At 56.6% G+C, this 17,378-nt stretch carries 14 protein-coding genes; 10 read left to right on the top strand and 4 right to left on the bottom strand.

All coding sequences use genetic code 11. The features are described 5' to 3' along the window. Positions 1-72 precede the first annotated feature (72 nt). The gene (locus tag AC2FJW_RS06140) at positions 73-834 is read right to left on the bottom strand and encodes an FkbM family methyltransferase (protein WP_496749508.1); all 762 of its coding nucleotides are present in this window, start codon (positions 832-834) and stop codon (positions 73-75) included. A 102-nt stretch (positions 835-936) separates the two neighbouring features. Here AC2FJW_RS06140 and AC2FJW_RS06145 point away from each other — a divergent pair, with 102 nt between their 5' ends. The 3 genes from AC2FJW_RS06145 to AC2FJW_RS06155 all read left to right on the top strand — a co-directional run bounded on the left by AC2FJW_RS06145 (position 937) and on the right by AC2FJW_RS06155 (position 3,085). Then, on the top strand, positions 937-1,536 hold the full coding sequence (locus AC2FJW_RS06145) for a superoxide dismutase (RefSeq protein WP_142633050.1): 600 nt from the start codon (positions 937-939) through the stop codon (positions 1,534-1,536). Positions 1,537-1,540: 4 nt separating this feature from the next. Continuing rightward, complete coding sequence (locus AC2FJW_RS06150; protein WP_496749509.1) at positions 1,541-2,422, top strand: metallophosphoesterase; 882 nt, start codon at positions 1,541-1,543, stop codon at positions 2,420-2,422. A gap of 210 nt (positions 2,423-2,632) precedes the next feature. Further along, positions 2,633-3,085, top strand: coding sequence for a host attachment family protein (locus AC2FJW_RS06155; RefSeq protein ID WP_271947746.1), 453 nt, complete (start codon positions 2,633-2,635; stop codon positions 3,083-3,085). 36 nt (positions 3,086-3,121) lie between these two features. Here AC2FJW_RS06155 and AC2FJW_RS06160 read toward each other — a convergent pair whose 3' ends face one another. After that, the gene (locus tag AC2FJW_RS06160) at positions 3,122-3,685 is read right to left on the bottom strand and encodes an LOG family protein (protein WP_496749510.1); all 564 of its coding nucleotides are present in this window, start codon (positions 3,683-3,685) and stop codon (positions 3,122-3,124) included. 126 nt (positions 3,686-3,811) lie between these two features. Here AC2FJW_RS06160 and AC2FJW_RS06165 point away from each other — a divergent pair, with 126 nt between their 5' ends. The 3 genes from AC2FJW_RS06165 to AC2FJW_RS06175 all read left to right on the top strand — a co-directional run bounded on the left by AC2FJW_RS06165 (position 3,812) and on the right by AC2FJW_RS06175 (position 7,404). Next, positions 3,812-5,065 carry a LysM peptidoglycan-binding domain-containing protein gene (locus tag AC2FJW_RS06165; RefSeq protein WP_496749511.1) on the top strand — a complete coding sequence of 418 codons (1,254 nt, stop codon included), beginning with the start codon at positions 3,812-3,814 and terminating at the stop codon, positions 5,063-5,065. Positions 5,066-5,142: 77 nt separating this feature from the next. After that, on the top strand, positions 5,143-6,948 hold the full coding sequence (locus AC2FJW_RS06170; protein ID WP_496692369.1) for an ABCB family ABC transporter ATP-binding protein/permease: 1,806 nt from the start codon (positions 5,143-5,145) through the stop codon (positions 6,946-6,948). Between the two features lie 51 nt (positions 6,949-6,999). Beyond that, on the top strand, positions 7,000-7,404 hold the full coding sequence (locus tag AC2FJW_RS06175) for a DUF2147 domain-containing protein (RefSeq protein WP_496692368.1): 405 nt from the start codon (positions 7,000-7,002) through the stop codon (positions 7,402-7,404). Between the two features lie 32 nt (positions 7,405-7,436). Here the strand turns inward: AC2FJW_RS06175 and AC2FJW_RS06180 are convergent, their stop codons facing one another. Together AC2FJW_RS06180 and AC2FJW_RS06185 are read right to left on the bottom strand one after the other, a co-directional pair. After that, positions 7,437-11,216: an efflux RND transporter permease subunit gene (locus AC2FJW_RS06180; RefSeq protein ID WP_496749512.1), complete on the bottom strand. Its 3,780-nt coding sequence runs from the start codon at positions 11,214-11,216 to the stop codon at positions 7,437-7,439. Beyond that, the gene (locus AC2FJW_RS06185) at positions 11,213-12,445 is read right to left on the bottom strand and encodes an efflux RND transporter periplasmic adaptor subunit (RefSeq protein WP_496700555.1); all 1,233 of its coding nucleotides are present in this window, start codon (positions 12,443-12,445) and stop codon (positions 11,213-11,215) included. Before AC2FJW_RS06185 ends, AC2FJW_RS06180 begins: the two co-directional genes overlap by 4 nt. Positions 12,446-12,670: 225 nt before the next feature. Between AC2FJW_RS06185 and AC2FJW_RS06190 the strand changes: the two genes are divergently transcribed. From AC2FJW_RS06190 to AC2FJW_RS06205, 4 genes are all read left to right on the top strand, one after another. Next, entirely contained in the window at positions 12,671-13,342 is a 672-nt protein-coding gene (locus tag AC2FJW_RS06190) for a hypothetical protein (protein WP_142633066.1), read from the top strand. A 38-nt stretch (positions 13,343-13,380) separates the two neighbouring features. After that, positions 13,381-14,703 (top strand): PQQ-like beta-propeller repeat protein, encoded by a 1,323-nt coding sequence (locus AC2FJW_RS06195; protein WP_496749513.1) that lies wholly within the window; start codon positions 13,381-13,383, stop codon positions 14,701-14,703. Positions 14,704-14,751: 48 nt separating this feature from the next. Then, positions 14,752-16,215: a ribosome biogenesis GTPase Der gene (gene der / locus AC2FJW_RS06200; protein ID WP_142633070.1), complete on the top strand. Its 1,464-nt coding sequence runs from the start codon at positions 14,752-14,754 to the stop codon at positions 16,213-16,215. Between the two features lie 165 nt (positions 16,216-16,380). Further along, entirely contained in the window at positions 16,381-17,367 is a 987-nt protein-coding gene (locus tag AC2FJW_RS06205; protein WP_496749514.1) for a fatty acid desaturase, read from the top strand. Positions 17,368-17,378 lie beyond the last annotated feature (11 nt).

Genomic DNA, 17,378 nt, shown 5'->3' on the forward strand with positions numbered 1-17,378 from the left:
TGCACTTCAACCAGCTCACGCTTGGGTTGCAAGTGGGGAAACACCTACTTCGACAGGGCTAATGGCCGCATTCTAGCCAGTAAACAAAACCGTACGGTACCGTGTCATTTCCGTTGGGCTGAGCGCTTTCTGAACATCCAGCGGGCGTCCGGTTTCGTCAGTAATTTTAGAATAAAAGGAGAGGCTGTTCAGCAGGTCGGATGTCCGCTGATGTCTGTCCTCTTCAGCCAAAAGCGGTGAGTGGAGTGAGAGGTACAGAGTGGGTCGCGTCCGTTTCAACCAGGGCAGGATCGTCGGCAGTACAAAAAACTCAGCCCCCTCAATATCCATTTTGACCAGAGATACACCCGATAGGTCATTTACGGCCTCGAACTGATCCCACTCGATGGTCAATGCATCTATCCCATGCACCCCGTCATGCAACAGTGAACTGGTGGAATCCCCGGGTTCACCGCGAATGGATGCCATACGGGCCACGCCGAATTGATCCGACAATGCGACGCCAAATGCCGAAACATTGCGAATGTCGTTCAGGTCCAGATTCCACGCCAGATGCCGAAACGCGGTAGGGTCCGGTTCGAAACACCATACGTGGCGGGCTTTGCGGGCACCGTACAGCACCGTTGGGCCGATCCATGCCCCGATGTCCAGATAGTCGCTGTCCGGCGTTAGATATCTATCCAGCACGGCAAAAGTCTCGGGCTCCCAGGCGCCGGCCGAGGCCTTGCGCCAGAACTTCGAGTGGTAGGGATCCAGCCGGAAAGGCTCGCCATTCAGGCTGCCCGCATAGTATCCGCGGGCGCGGTAAAACATCTTGCGCGCCTGAGTTAGCATCGCGGACCTCCGGGTTTTATGATCTCTGCCCTTGACCTGCGGCACTTGCCAAAGCATTTAACCTTTGGAAACCGCAACATTCATTTTCAACAGGGGGCCGAGATGGCTTTTGAACTTCCTGATCTTCCTTATGCACACGACGCGCTGGCAGCCAAGGGCATGTCCGCCGAAACATTGGAATTTCACCACGACCTGCACCACAAGGCCTATGTCGACAACGGCAACAAGCTGATCGCCGGTACCGAGTGGGACGGCAAGTCGCTGGAAGAGATCATCACCGGCACCTACGACGCAAATGCCGTCGCGCAAAACGGCATCTTCAACAACATCAGTCAGCTTTGGAACCACAACCAGTTCTGGGAGATGATGGGCCCCGGCGACAACGCCATGCCTGGCGAGCTGGAAAAGGCGCTGGTCGAATGCTTTGGCTCGGTTGACGAGTTCAAGTCGCAGTTCAGCGCAGCTGGTGCCGGTCAGTTCGGCTCGGGCTGGGCGTGGCTGGTCAAGAATGCGGACGGTTCGTTGGCAGTGACCAAGACCGAAAACGGCGTGAACCCGCTGTGCTTTGGTCAGACTGCTCTGTTGGGTTGCGACGTGTGGGAGCATTCCTATTACATCGACTTCCGCAACAAGCGTCCGGTGTACCTGTCGAACTTCCTCGACAATCTGGTGAACTGGGAAAACGTCGCTTCGCGGATGTGATCCAGTGACCCGTAGAGGGTTCATAAAGGGCCTGCTGGCAGTGATGCTGGCAGGCCTTTTTGCTGCCACGTATGGTTTTTTCATCGAACCCGCGCTGCGCCTGCGTGTTCGTAAGTGGCGGATCCGGCGCGCGGACTGGACCGCACCGCCGCTGCGGATCGCGGTGCTGGCTGATCTGCATGTGGGTGAGCCCTATGTGGGGTTGAAAAGAGTCCAGCAGATCGTTCGGCGCACAAACGCTCTATCACCTGACCTTATCCTGCTGTTGGGTGACTATGCCGCCGGGCACAGGATAAATATACAACCGGTTAAAATTGCCGATCTGGCGCCGGTGTTGTCCGGGTTGCAGGCAAAGCACGGTGTCTATGCGGTTCTGGGAAATCACGATTGGTGGGATGACCGGTCAGCCCAAAAGCGCAGGGGCGGGCCGAATCTGTATGGTGAAGCGCTGAGGCGGAATGGTATCCGGGTGCTTTCAAACGAGGCCTTCAAACTGGATGGTGCCGGGATTTGGCTTGCAGGCCTCGAAGATCAGTTGGCGATTTATACTGGCAATGGTCGATACCAAGGGCTGGATGACCTGCCTGCGACGCTTGGGCAGATCACGGATGATGCACCGGTGGTGATGATGGCGCATGAACCGGATATCTTCCCCAAAGTTCCTGATCGCGTGGCCCTGACCCTGTCAGGTCATACTCATGGAGGGCAGGTACGGCTGTTTGGCTGGTCGCCAGTGGTGCCCTCGAAATTCGGCAATCGCTATGCCTATGGTCACGTGCGCGAAGGCAATCGTGATCTGGTCGTGTCCGGGGGTATCGGATGTTCGATCCTGCCCGTGCGTTTTGGTGTAACGCCCGAAATTACGGTAATCGAACTGTTCTCCTAACCGGTGAAAATCCGCCTATCGTCGCAGTTTCGCGGTCCGGCCGGATTGTAAGACGGCGCGCAGTGCTTACTTTAAGTGTGGCGGAGGAGAGAGCCGCAAATCACTTGAAAAAAATTCCAGGCGGCGCAGCGAAAAACAAAGTTGCGCAGATGGTTAGCCGTGCCTGAAAGATGAGGGATGGTCTCAGAAAAACCAAATCAGGAGATCGCAATGGTCGCATTAACGCAGGGAACATGGATTGTCATCGCCGACGGGGAAAAGGCGCTGTTCATGGAGAATATCACAGATGCCGAAGACCCCAATCTGGTGGTTGTCTCGGTCGAAGAAAGCGATGTCCCAAACGCTAGGCCCTCTGATCGGGCGGGGCGGCGCTCGGACAATGGCCCAAATCAGAAATCAGCCGTTGAGGAACCCAAGTGGAAATCGCAGGCCAAGTCTCTGTTCGTGCAGGATGTGGCAAATCTGTTGAATCGCAAAGGCCTGAAGGGGGCATATAAGCGCCTGGTACTGGTCGCCAGCCCTCATGTTCTGGGGCTTCTGCGCCGCCGCCTGCACAGCGAAGTCCTAAGGAAAGTGGTGGCCGAGGTTGATAAGACCCTGACCAACCACCCGCTGAACAAAGTGGAACAGGTTCTGATCAGCCGTCTAAAACCCGCCACCTAGGTCTGCGGCAATCTGCGGGCGGGTCACACCGCCCGACTAGCCCTTATGCGGGACCAACATCGCTCTCAGGGTCGACATCGCCGTTTCCGGGCTGTCGACCCACGTTATGAAATCGGCCAGAGATGTGTCCGCAAATCCCTGGCCGATGACCTGCTGCACAAGATCATGCAGGGCATCCCAATATCCATCAACATTCATGACCAGAATGGGCTTGTCGTGCAGACCCAACTGTCGCCATGTCAGGGCTTCGAACAATTCGTCCAGTGAACCCGGACCACCTGGCAGGACGACCACGGCATCGGCGTTCATGATCATGACCTTTTTCCGCTCGTGCATCGTTTCGGTAATCACGAAACGGGTCAGGTCGGTCTTGCCGACCTCGCGCTTTAACAGGTGAACGGGAATTACGCCGAATGTGTCGCCTCCGGCGGATTGCGCTGCGCGCGCAACTTCGCCCATCAGGCCCACATCGCCAGCACCATAGACCAGTCGCCAGCCCTCCTGCGCCAGAAGCTGGCCAAAGGTCCGGGCGGCGTCGGAATAGCTGGTTTGGGCGCCATTGCGTGACCCGCAATACACACAGACGGATTTCTGAGACATCGAGAGGCTTCTCCGGGGTTGTATCTGGGGTTTTGACCCGTGATAGCGGTATTGATAGATTGGCTCAACCGTCAGGCAGAATGCGTTGTAGATAAGGCATTTGCGCTGCGGAGTGAAAGGAAGAGTATGGATTCCAATTCGGGTAGCGAAGGCTCCGGATCTTTCACCTGGGGGGTGATCGCCGGTTTGCTGGTTCTGTTAGGCGCAGGCGGCGCGTATTTTTCCGGCGCGTTTGATCGCACACCTCTGGACCCAGCGCCGCAAGCAGATGTGGCGGAGGATGCGTCAGAGAACGCCTCTGTTGCCTCCGACACAGGGGATGCCCCGCAGACTGCCGATACGGACACGGATACGGTAGAAGCCGGGGCGTCGACAGAAGGGGTGGACGAAACTTCTGAACCGGTTGCGGATGTTGCCGAAGTTGCACCTCCGGCCCTTGACCAGATCTTCGTCGAGCCTGATGGGAATGCGGTTCTGTCCGGTAACGCAGAGCCTGGCGTTAAGGTGCGAGTGTTGCTGGATGGCGAAACACTGCACAGCTTTACCGTCGATGACAGCGGCCAGTTTGCAGAATTCGTGTCCATTCCCTTTTCCACCGCCGCACGCGGTCTGACGCTGGAAACCGATGGGGGCGATCAACCTGTACGCTCTGATGACTATCTGATTGCGGCATTGCCCGAACCTGAACCAGAGGTCGCATCGGTCGATACTGCAGAAACCATCCCAGCCGACGAATCCGCAGGCGGCGATGAAACCGAGGCGGGGCAGGTCGCTCAAACCGGCGACACATCTTCTGAAGAAACGACAGATTCCACGCAAGGGCAACAGGTTGCGATCCTGCGATCGGGGGAAGACGGGGTCGAGCTTGTCCAACCTGCGACGCCTCAGAGCACCGAACCTGATCAGGTCGCGTTGGATACGATCGGGTATTCAGACACGGGTGAGGTCGAGCTGACCGGCCGCGTGGCTGATGGTTCCGCGGTACGCGTGTACCTGGACAACCAACTGGTCGCCGATATGCAGCCCACAGATGATGGAAAATGGCGCAGCGAGATCGAAGGCATTGATCCCGGTGTGTATACGTTGCGTGTGGATGAGGTTGCCTCGGACGGCACGGTTAAAAGCCGTCTGGAAACCCCGTTCAAGCGTGAGCCTCTAGAAGTTCTGAGCGTGGCCGAAGTGGACGATGGGCCAGCACCCTCTCAGGAAACACCGGCCATCCGTTCGGTTACAGTACAAAAGGGTGATACGCTTTGGGCTATCTCTCGGGAACGATTTGGCGATGGTGTCTTGTATGTCAAACTGTTCGAGGCCAACCGAGGCGCGATCCGCGACCCGGATCTGATCTATCCGGGGCAGGTATTCACCATTCCGGAATAATCCTGTACCTCTGACCTTCCGGGGTCAGGGGCACTCTCTGACCGCAGTTCCGGTACGTGAAGAGACGAGTAGCCCCGATGAATTCCGACAATATCCCAAAATTGGACGCGCGCAGCTCTGGCTGGCGTACAATCCGGAAAGTTGCGCCTTATCTCTGGCCCGAGGATGAACCCTGGGTAAAGCGCCGCGTTCTGATTGCAATGGGCATGTTGGTTCTGGCCAAGTTGATCGCGGTCTACACCCCGATTTTGTACAAAGGCGCGGTTGATAGCCTGGCGGGCGAGGGCGTTCCCCCCGTTGCGTTGGGTGCTGTTGGGTTGACGGTGGCATATGGTGTCGCGCGCATGATGACTGTTGGTTTGCAGCAGTTGCGGGATGCGGCCTTTGCTCCTGTCGGGCAGCGAGCATTGCGCGCACTGGCATTGGAGACTTTCCAGCATATCCACCAGTTGTCGATGCGCTATCACGTGACGCGGCGCACGGGCGGTCTGAGCCGTATTATCGAGCGCGGCGTAAAGGGGGTCGAGTTCCTCTTGCGTTTCCTGCTGTTTTCCATCGGGCCTTTGATCCTTGAACTGCTGCTTGTTGCGATCATTCTGATGTGGCTGTTTGATGTCTGGTATCTGGTGGTCGTCGCGGCAACGATCGCGCTGTATATCTGGTTCACATTTGCGGTGACCGAGTGGCGCGTGAAACTGCGCCGCGAGATGAATGATCAGGATACCGAGGCGAACCAGCGCGCCATTGACAGCCTGCTGAATTTTGAAACCGTCAAGTATTTCAATGCTGAAACGCGTGAAGCTGAACGGTATGATGTGTCAATGAAAGCCTATGCGGGGGCGGCTCTCAAGACGGCGTATTCTCTGGCGTTTCTAAATTTCGGGCAGTCCTTTCTGATCACCTGCGGATTGATCGGTGTAATGGTCTTGGCAGCCATCGGGGTGCAGGCCGGGACGCTGACCGTGGGCGATTTCGTTATGGTCAACGCCTATATGATCCAGATTACCGTACCGCTGAACTTTTTGGGTACGGTGTATCGGGAAATCCGCCAATCTCTGGTCGATATGGGCCAGATGTTTGACCTGTTGGAACAACCCGCCGAAGTGGTCGACAAGACCGATGCACTGGATCTGGATGTAACAGGAGGTGAGGTTACCTTGCATGATGTACAATTCGGATATGATGCTGAGCGGGAAATTCTCAAAGGTGTTTCCCTAACCATTCCTGCGGGCCAAACCGTAGCGATTGTGGGTGCGACGGGGTCGGGTAAATCCACCATCGGTCGGTTGCTGTTCCGGTTCTACGATGTCACCGGGGGCGCGCTGAAAATTGATGGGCAGGATGTGCGCGACGTCACGCAGACCAGCCTGCACGCGGCAATCGGAGTGGTGCCACAGGATACCGTGCTGTTTAACGATACCATTCGCTATAACATTGCCTATGGACGCGACGGAGCCACGCAGGAAGATGTCGAAGCCGCCGCCCGGGCTGCCCAGATCCACGATTTCATAGTTACGTTGCCCGAAGGCTATGACACCACAGTCGGTGAGCGCGGGCTAAAGCTGTCGGGTGGGGAAAAGCAGCGGGTCGGTATTGCCAGAACGCTGCTGAAAAACCCGCCGATCCTTTTGCTGGACGAGGCGACATCGGCGCTGGACACAGATACCGAACAAGACATCAAGGATGCTTTGGCCCATGCGGGCGAGGGGCGTACGGTTCTGACGATTGCCCATCGCCTGAGCACAATCGCCGAGGCAGACAGTATTGTAGTGCTAGAGCGTGGCAAAATCCTGGAGCAAGGCACGCATGATGAGTTGCTGAAACGTGAGGGGCGTTATGCCCAGCTTTGGAATCGCCAGCAATCGGATATGCAGGCGGCCTGATAGGCGGCCCAAACTATGTTACACTACAGATCACTCATCTGAGGTTTTGTTATGCATAAATATTTCCGCAAGTTCATTGTGCCAGCCATAGCGGCAGTTGCCACACTTACACCGGTCTATGCGCTTGGAGACCCCATCATCGGAATTTGGAAGACCGAGCCGGACCGGAAGAACCTCGTCTCTGACATCAAAATTACAGCCTGCGGTGACAAGTTCTGTGGTCAGATTTTATCTGCATATGACGCCAGCGGAAAAGCAGTACAGACGCCGAATATCGGAAAGAAACTGTTCTGGGATGTCGGCAGCCAAGGCGGTGGTAAATATGGCGGGGGTGAATTCTGGGTACCGTTAGTGGATGTTGATGCAGTTCCGCAAATGACGCTGAAGGGTGACACTCTGATGGTCAAAGGGTGTGAACATCACATTTGTGCGCATCAAACCTGGACGCGCGAGTAAAACAGGGCTGGATTGCCCAACCCTGTTGCTCTTTATTCGGCTGCTTTCAGCGGTGAACCGGTCGGTTCTTTCCCGGAACTGTCAGCGCTCGGATCGTCGGTACGCAGCTCATCATCCCAGACCATTTCGGTTGCCTGAGCATTCATCGCGGCTTTACCGATGGCCATATCCAGCGCCACCTGGCTGGATTTTCCCGCTGTGGCGCGAGCCAAAATCTTACCCAACCAGATGGCATAGGTTGTCACCCAGACCCGCATAGCCAAAAGCGAAGGCGTCACGATCAGCGTCAGTACCGTCGCGATACCAAGGCCAAAGACAACTGCGGTTGCCAGCTGTTTCCACCACAGCGCTGTGGGGCTGTTGATCGAATACCCGCCGTTGATAAAGTCCAGCGACAGCCCGAACATCATCGGGGTAAGGCCAGCCATCGTGGTGAGTGTGGTCAACAGAACCGGACGAATGCGTGCCTCGGCAGTGCGTATGATCGCCTCGATCCTTGGCATGTACTGGCTATATTCCTGATAGGTGTCGATCAGAACAATGTTGTTGTTCACCACGATCCCAGCCAGAGCCACAATACCCGTTCCTGTCATGATGATCGAGAAGGGCTGTTGCATCACCATCATACCGATCAGAACACCTGTTGTGGACAGTACCACGGCCAGCAGAACCAGGATCGAATTGTAGAACGAGTTGAACTGCGCGAGCAGAATAACGAACATCAGCCCCAACGCGCCCATAAAGGCATTCACAAGAAACGCCCCGGATTCGGCCTGATCCTCCTGATCACCTGTCCATGTCCAGCTGACGGAACTGCCAAAAGGATCGGTTTCCAGCCATTCAGTCAACACAACAATCCGTTCGTTCGGGTTAATCAGACTGGTGCGCGCGTCACCGGATTCGATCAGTGTGCGCAAAGCATCGGTGCTTTCTGCCTCGGTCAGCATGATCAGTTCGAACTGAGTGCCATCGGGAAATGCCAATGCGCTAGCTGTGGGGCTTTCATCCTCTGCGAGTTCGCGCACCACTGCCAATCTTTGATCGGCGCCATCCGGTCCTGTGACCACAACATTGCTCAGGCCGGGCTCAACATCCGCCTTCACGTCAAAATAACGTTCCTGATCGACACGGTTGATTTCGGCCAGTTTGGCGACTGGTTTGCGCGAGACAAAGTTGGACAGTGGCACCAAACCATCGACCGTGCGGACCTTGAGCGTGTCAAGCGTTGACAAGACACGATCCTGATCAGGCAGGCGAACACGGATTTCGATTTCATCATCCACGTTGTCCGGGCGCATTTCGCCCAGCAAAAGGCCACGCGTAACAAGCTGTACCATCGCACCGACGGTGGCTACGTCTGCGCCAAACCGGCCTGCTTTGGCGACATCAACGTCAATCTGCCAATCGATACCGGGCAGGGGCAGCGTGTCCTCGATCTTAATAAGGCCCGGGGTGGCGTCGAATGCCTCACGTGCGGCCAAAGTGGCTGATGTCAGCTCTTGCCAGCCATCGGCCTTGATCCGCAGATGGACAGGTTTGGAAGAGCCTGGCCCTTGCTCAAGCGGCAAGGTCTCAACGATGATCCCCGGTAGCTGCGCAAGCTCCCTGTTCAACTCTTCCAGAACATAGTCGCCGTCATAGTCTGGCGCCACTGTGTGCCGGTCCAACAATCCTCCGAAAATCGGTTCCGAGACGTTCGGTCTGTCTTCCCAAGGGATGATTTCGAACTGAACCTGACCAACGGTATCCGCCGGGGATTGGCCACCAGGTCCACCGGTGTCCAAACCACCTTCACCAGCGAATGCAAAGACGTTGATAACAGCCGGGTGCGCACTGATAATCTCTTCTGCGGCGAGTACCATCTGGTCCTTTTCGGCCAAAGAGATATTGCCGCGCGCTCGGACATAGGCCGTGGCCTGCTCTGGTTCGCTTTCAACGAAGAATTCAACTCCGCGGTTGTTTTCCCCAAATGCCGTCATGACCAGATACACGGCGAAGCCAATCACAAGGATTGACACAAGCGGCATGACCGGGTTGCCCACAAGGAACTTCACCACATGCCCAAAGCGTGTGTGTTCGCGGCTGGTCTGCACATGCTCAACCGGGGCGCGTTCGATTTTTGCCGCGCTCAGGGTGACCGACCCGGCAAACGCACCTAGCATGAACAGGATCATTCCAAGAACCGAACTACCTGAATCGACCAGGTAATTAGGGTTCAGTGTCTGCATCGCCCCCAGGAAGATCAGGTATAACGACGGGGGAACCATCGCTGCCCGAACCCACCAGGCTGTTCGCGCCCTCAGCCAGTTCGACGACCGGTCAAACACGCGGCTGAGGCGGCCGGAAACGCCGCCCATCACGGGCAGGTAGATCAGTGCAACGATTAACGATGCCGACAGAACAAATATCAGCGTAACTGGCAGCATCCCCATGAATTCGCCCGGAACGCCCGGCCAAAAGAGCATAGGCAAGAAGGCGCATAATGTCGTAGCTGTCGAGGATACGATCGGCCAGAACATCCGTTGTGCGGCTTCGACATAGGCATGCATGGGACCCACGCCCTCGTTGATCCGCTTGTCGGCATATTCAACCACCACGATGGCCCCGTCGACCAGCATTCCGACCGCAAGAATCAAACCGAACATGACGATGTTCGAAATGCTGACCCCCATCACCGCAAGGAATGCAAAGCACAGCAGGAATGAGGTTGGAATCGCAAAACCCACCAGCAGGGCGGCACGGGTCCCAAGCGAGGCCAGAATGACAATCATAACCAGCGCAATAGCGGTAAGAACCGAACCCTCAAGCTGGCTGACCATCGACCCTACGATCCGGCTCTGGTCGTTCGAGGTGCCCAGTTTGATCGCCGCCTGCATCTCGGCTGGCCATTTGGATTGGGCCGCTGCGATAGAGGCTTTGACCTCGTCGACCGTGTCGATCAGGTTATAGCCTTTGCGTTTGACGACCTGCAGTGCCACGGTGGCCTCGCCGTTGAAGCGGGCGGTGCCTTCGCGATCTTCGAAAGTATAGTTGATTTGCGCCAGCTCGCCCATGGTCACGACGCGGTCGCCATTGACCTTGACGGGTAGGTCATACACGTCCTGGGCGGTCTTGAAAGACGAAGGGATCTTGACCGAGAAGGTGCCTTGATCGGTTTCCACCTCACCAGCGGCGATCAGCTGGTTGTTGTTCTGAACAACATTGATCAGCTCGGCGGCGGTAACGTTATACGCTTCCAGCCGCAGCGGGTCGATGATCACCTCTAGCAATTCGTCTCGATTGCCGGCTATCCCTGCCTCAAGCACGGAATCCAATGCTTCCAGATCATCCTGCAAGTCTTTGGCGACACGGGCCATTGTTCTTTCAGGAACAGCCCCGGTCAGATTGACAATCACAATAGGGAATTCAGAAAAGTTGATCTCGGTCAGGGTATATTGCTCAGCCCCTTCAGGAAAATCGGCCTGGGCGCTGTTCATGGCGTCGCGGACATCGGCCATGATCGCCGTCTTGTCCCATCCAAAATCGAACTCCAGCGCGACACCGGCATAGCCTTCGGCAGCCGTCGACGTCATTTCTTTGAGACCGTCCAGATCAGCCAGCTCGGTTTCCATCGGCTTGACCAGCAGGTTTTCCGAGTCTTCAGCGGAAATGCCGGGGAACTGAACCGAGACGAAAAGCGCAGGGATTTCGATATCCGGCTCACCTTCTTTCGGCAGGCCAACATAGGCGTATCCACCTACGATCAAGGAAATCGCGATAAATGCCAGAACCATTCGGGCTCGGCCAGCGGCCCAGCTTACTATTCCGGTCATTGCGCTGCATCCCGATAAGTTGGCTCAACCATCACGCCGCGAGTCACGAATTCTTGCCCGACGATGATGATGTCCGCCGTTTCCGGCAACCCGTCGACCCAGACACCTTCGGAAGTGTCGCGCAACAAAGTGACCGGCAGGAAATCCACAATGTTCCCATTTCCAACGGTCCGTACACCAACTTTGCCATCGTTATTCAGCGTCAGTGCGGACTGAGGCAACAGATGTGCCTTGGTCCCTTCAGCCGAGATTCGGATGTCCGCAGTCTGACCGTCCCGAATTGTCAGGTCGGGGTTAGGAACGGTAATCTCGACCTCAAAGGTCCGGGTGGTCTCATCGGCCGACCGGCTAAGGAAGGTGACCCGCCCAGAGACCTGAAGCCCCGAGATCAGCTGGGCCGAAGCCTCGGACCCTACGATGATCCGGTTCACATCTGCCTCGGGAACAAACCCGACCAACTTGATTGGGTCCAACTGGATCACAGTCGCACACAGCGACCCTGGTTGCATAAGGCTTCCAAGCTCAGCTGTGTCACTTTCTAACAGACCCTTGAATGGAGCTTCGATCGTCTGGCGTTCGATTTCACGTTCGGCGGCCTCGACTTCGGCTGATGCCGCTTCGATACCGGCGCGTGTTGCTTCCAGCCCGGCTTCGGCGCTTTTGATACCAGCCTGGGCTGTACTCATTTCTGCCTCGCTGGAAATCCTGCGGGTTTCCGACCCAAAACCGGTCTCTGATAGCTTTCGTGCGGCTTTCAAGTTGATTTCGGCTTCGGCTACGCGTGCATGTGCCTCCAGCAGACGCGCTTCGGCTTCGGGCACCCGGCTTTTGGCTTCAAGCTTGGCGGCTGCTGCTTCGGCCAGGCTTGCCGGACGGGTGCCTGGATCCAGCTCACATAACAAATCACCGGCTTCGACAAAACTGCCCTTGCGCTTGGGTTCTGATACGACAGTTGACGTCGTTTCGGCCAGAACTTCGACCTCGCGGTTTGCTCTGGTTTGTCCACGCAGAGTCACTGCGCTGTCTACTTCGCGGGCGACAGAGCGCTGTGCAACTACACGGATTACGTGCCGATCCTCTGCGGGAATTTCAGAAGATTCTGCCTCGGACGTAGTGCCCGGGTTTGAATCATCGCGGCCGGCGAATGCTAATAATGCATCCCTTTCGAATACCAAATAGAATAAGGCAACAATCACCAAAAAGGCGTTTACGAATGAAATCAAACGCATACAGGGTCTCTCCCAGAATTCTTTGCCGACTGTCCCTCGGCGCGCATGCTTAGAAATGGGGGCGGGGCCTCATCTTTTCCACACTAAACTGAATAGTTCGGTTCACTTTTTTCTGCAAGGGTATCCGCAGGTGGGGGAATTGTATGAAATCGGACCCTTGGCTTGGCAATGGCAGCGGGGTATGACATTGCCCAATATCAAAGAACACAAGCCCGGGGAGCAGGGATGAGCGACGTCGACAGTTTCATTGATGAGGTGACCGAAGAGGTGCGCCGCGACCGTCTGTTCTTGCTTTTGCGCCGTTGGGGTTGGGTTGGCGTAGTGGCGGTTGTTCTGATCGTTGGTGGTGCCGCGTTCAACGAACTGCGCAAAGCGCGCGCAACCAGTCAGGCACAGGATCTGGGAGATGCGATTCTGGCCGCTATGGCACAGAATGAGTCCGCCGATCGTGCCGATGATCTTGCCTTGGTACCTGCACCAACACCCGGTGGAGATGCGATTGTAAAGATGCTGCTTTCTGCCTCGCAGACCGAAATCGAGTCCGGGCAGGGCGCTGTTGAGAGTCTGAACGCCATTGCGGTTCAGGGTGATCTGCCTGAAATTTACCGGGCCATCGCGACCTTCAAGGCTTTGCTGCTGCAAAGCGAGACAATGCCGGTAGCAGACCGGCGTCAGCAATTCGAAGCGCTGGCCGTGCCGGGAGCCCCATTGCGGTTGCTGGCAGAGGAGCAACTGGCACTGATCGAAGTGTCCGAAGGTCAAGTCGATGCCGCCATTTCCCGTTTGCAGGCAATGCGGCAGGACGCTGAAATCGGCGTAGATCTGCAGCAACGCGCAACACAGTTGATTGTTGCGTTGGGTGGTGAACCGGAACCGCTGGTCGCACGGCAAAGCTGAACCGGTAGAAAATAAATGACAGGCAAGTTCGGAGTATCATGTTGATTAGTCTCTTCCCCCGTATTGGGTTGCCGGTCGCGGTTGTTTCCCTGACATTGCTGGCGGCTTGTCAGGAACCCGAGGTCATCCTGCCCGGAGCTCGTGAGGACATCCGACCCACATCCGACAATGAAACGGTTGAGACCCAGGGGGCCAAGCCGATCAGCCTTCCTGCCCAGACGGCCAATGCCAACTGGTCACAAAGCCCGGGAACCGCGGCGTATCGGACGACAAATGCCTCTTTGCGTAATACTCCACAGAAACTGTGGTCAACGTCGATCGGTGATGGAGATTCGCGCAAGCAGCGCATCACGGCCGAGCCGGTCGTTGCAGGTGGTTTGGTCTACACGCTGGATTCCGGAGCGACCGTTTCAGCGGTCTCACCGCAGGGGCAGGTTGCCTGGAGTACAGATCTAATCCCTGGCACCGACGGGGATTCAGATGCAACCGGCGGTGGATTGGCCTATGCCAATGGCGTTCTTTATGTGTCTTCTGGTTTTGGTCGCCTGACCGCTCTGGATGGCAAAACCGGTGCCATTCGTTGGCAAAAGCGCCTGAATGCTACGGGCAGCGGCTCACCTCTGATCAATGATGGCCTGCTGTATCTTGTCGCCGGAGATGAAATCGGATGGACGATTGATACAAAAGATGGGCGCATCCTCTGGCAGGTTCAGGGCACCCCAAGCGTTGGCAATGTGTTGGGCGCGCCTGCGCCGGTGATTGCCTCGGATTTCTCGGTGTTTGCATTTGGCTCGGGCGATATAGCTGCAACGTTCCGCAGAGGTGGTATTCGCCGCTGGAACGCGTCGGTTGCTGGTGGGCGTCGCGGGCGCGCCGCAGCGCAGATCGTTGACGTAACAGGCGGCCCGATGGTGGTCGGCGATACCATCTATATCGGCAACCATTCGGGCCGCACCGTGGCATTCGATTCCACTTCGGGTGAGCGGAGATGGACCGCGGATGAAGGTGCCGTTGATACGGTTTGGCCGGCTGGAAACAGCATCTTCCTGATTAGTGACCGCAGTCAGTTGGTGCGTCTGGATGCCTCGGATGGCTCGATTGTGTGGGCGCAGGACTTGCCTGGATTCGTCAAGGACAAGCCCGGTCGGCGTGGCGCAATCTATGCGCATTACGGGCCGATCATGGCTGGTGGGCGTATCGTTGTCGCATCGAACGATGGTTATCTAAGGTTCTATAACCCGCTCGACGGCACGCTGGTTCACCGCGTCGAGGTTCCCGGCGGTGCCACTACGGCGCCAGTTGTTGCCGGGCAAACCTTGTACGTCGTTTCGACCAAAGGTGAACTGCACGCTTTCCGTTGACGACAAGATGCGCTAAAGGGCGCGTCTGAGTCTTGAAAGTTGAGTAACATGTCCCTGACCCTCGCTATCGTGGGGCGCCCCAATGTGGGCAAATCCACTTTGTTCAACCGCCTCGTCGGCAAACGACTGGCATTGGTCGACGACCAGCCAGGTGTTACGCGCGATTTGCGCGAAGGCGAAGCGCGTCTGGGCGATCTGCGCTTTACCGTTATTGATACGGCGGGTCTTGAGGATGCGACAGACGACAGCCTTGAAGGACGGATGCGACGCCTGACCGAGCGCGCCGTGGACATGGCTGATGTGTGCCTGTTCATGATCGACGCGCGTGTGGGGTTGACGCCCACAGATGAGATGTTTGCCGAGATTCTGCGCAAACGATCGAAACACGTGATCCTTGCGGCCAACAAAGCCGAAGGTTCGGCGGCTGATGCCGGTGTGCTCGAAGCTTATAACCTGGGTCTGGGCGAGCCGGTCCGCCTGTCGGGTGAACATGGCGAGGGGATGACCGATCTTTACGCACATCTGATGCCTCTGGCGGATGCTGCTGCGGAAAAAGCGATCGAAGAAGCGCCCGTAACTGATATCGAGCTTGATGAAGACGGCGAAGCCGTAACCCCGTTGATCACTGACGCCAAGCCGTTGCAAGTTGCCGTTGTTGGTCGCCCGAATGCCGGAAAATCCACCCTGATCAACAAGATCGTTGGCGAAGATCGCTTATTGACCGGACCCGAGGCCGGGATCACACGCGATGCAATCAGCCTGCGGATCGACTGGGCCGACCCCGAGGGTGAAAGCACGCCGATGCGGATCTTCGATACGGCGGGGATGCGCAAAAAAGCCAAGGTACAGGAAAAACTTGAGAAGCTTTCTGTATCGGATGGTTTGCGTGCAGTAAAATTTGCCGAGGTTGTGGTGGTGTTGCTGGATGCGGCGATTCCGTTTGAACAGCAGGATCTGCGCATCGCGGATCTGGCCGAACGCGAGGGCCGAGCCGTCGTTGTCGCCATTAACAAATGGGATATCGAAGAGGACAAGCAGGAAAAACTGCGCGATCTGAAAGAATCGTTCGAACGTCTTCTGCCGCAGTTGCGCGGCGCGCCACTGGTCACGGTTTCGGCCAAAACAGGGCGGGGGCTTGAGCGCCTGCGAGCTGCTATCCTACGCGCCCATGATATCTGGAACCGACGTGTGCCGACTGCTGCTTTGAACCGTTGGTTGATCGCAATGCTGGAACAGCACCCGCCGCCAGCGCCGCAGGGTCGCCGGATCAAGCTGCGGTATATGACTCAGGCCAAAACCCGCCCCCCTGGATTCGTGGTTATGTGTTCGCACCCCGACAAGATGCCTGAAAGCTATAACCGTTATCTGGTCAACGGCCTGCGTGAGAGTTTCGATATGCCCGGGACCCCCATCCGACTGACCTTGCGCGGACAGGGAGACAAGAACCCTTATAAGGGACGGCGTAAGAAAAACGCAGGTGCCTTGGCCAAACATTTGAAGGGACGCGCGTAACTGCGCCAATCTGTTGCATTTTTCATCTCGGGGCGTGACAGCCCTTTGATGGCGCGCTAGCATTCGCTGGCGCGCTTTTGTTTCCAAGCGTGTCGCTTGTTTGCGGGAAGACCGCACCCATTTTTAGAATCACATTGCAACGGGCCATTGTGGGGAGCCGACGGAATGGATTTGAGAGAATACACACGTCAATACGCGGTTCAGGATAATGGATTGGCCGCGATCAGCTACTTTGGGACTTTCGCGGTTTATTTCTCATCGTTGGCATTAGCCATCATCTATGTGGACCGCTGGTATGTCATGATGCCGGCCGGGGTGGTTTTCGCGTTTTCCGCTGTTCGCCTTTACGTGCTGCAGCACGATTGCGGGCATCATTCGCTATTTGAAACGCGTGCACAGAATGAATGGGCAGGGCATGGGCTGTCCCCGTTCACTTTCGCTCCATTCGAAGTGATGAAGCAAAACCACAACCTGCATCACTCCGGCATCGGCAATCTGGAACATCGTGAGACCGGCGAAATTCATACCATGACCGTGAGGGAATGGAATGCGGCGAACTGGTGGTCGCGGCTGTATTATCGCCTATACCGCAACCCTTTTGTGCTGGTACCGGTCGGAGCATTGTTTACTTATTTCATTCGCTACCGCTGGCCCAAGAATACGGTGCGGTTCGGCGTCAAAGGCGTGCTGCTGCACAACCTGTCGATCCTGATTTTCCTGGGCCTGCTGTATCTGATCGCCGGTGCGACCGGTATTTTGGTTTGGGTGGCCTTTTCCTTCCTTGGCGGGATGCTGGGAGTTTTCCTAGTCTATCTTCAGCATAATTTCGAAGACACATACTGGGACCGTCGCCCAGATCTGGATCCGAAATTGGCCGCGCTGCAGGGGTCGTCGGCGCTGGATTTCGGCTGGTGGTTTGATAATGCGGTGGCCTGCATCACATTGCACGATATACACCACTTCAACGCGCGCATCCCCTCTTACCGGCTGCGGGAATGCCACTATAACCTCCCGTCCGAGTATACGCCGCGCCGGATCAAATTCCCCGAGGCGGTAGCGGCTTTGAATCTGAAACTTTGGGATGAGGACAACAAACGGCTTGTGCCTTTCCCTCCTAAGGATCAATCCCGGGGGCTGGCCCATAGCAGCTAGCCGGTATTCCG

This window comes from Ruegeria sp. CDSA020, from assembly GCF_059612345.1.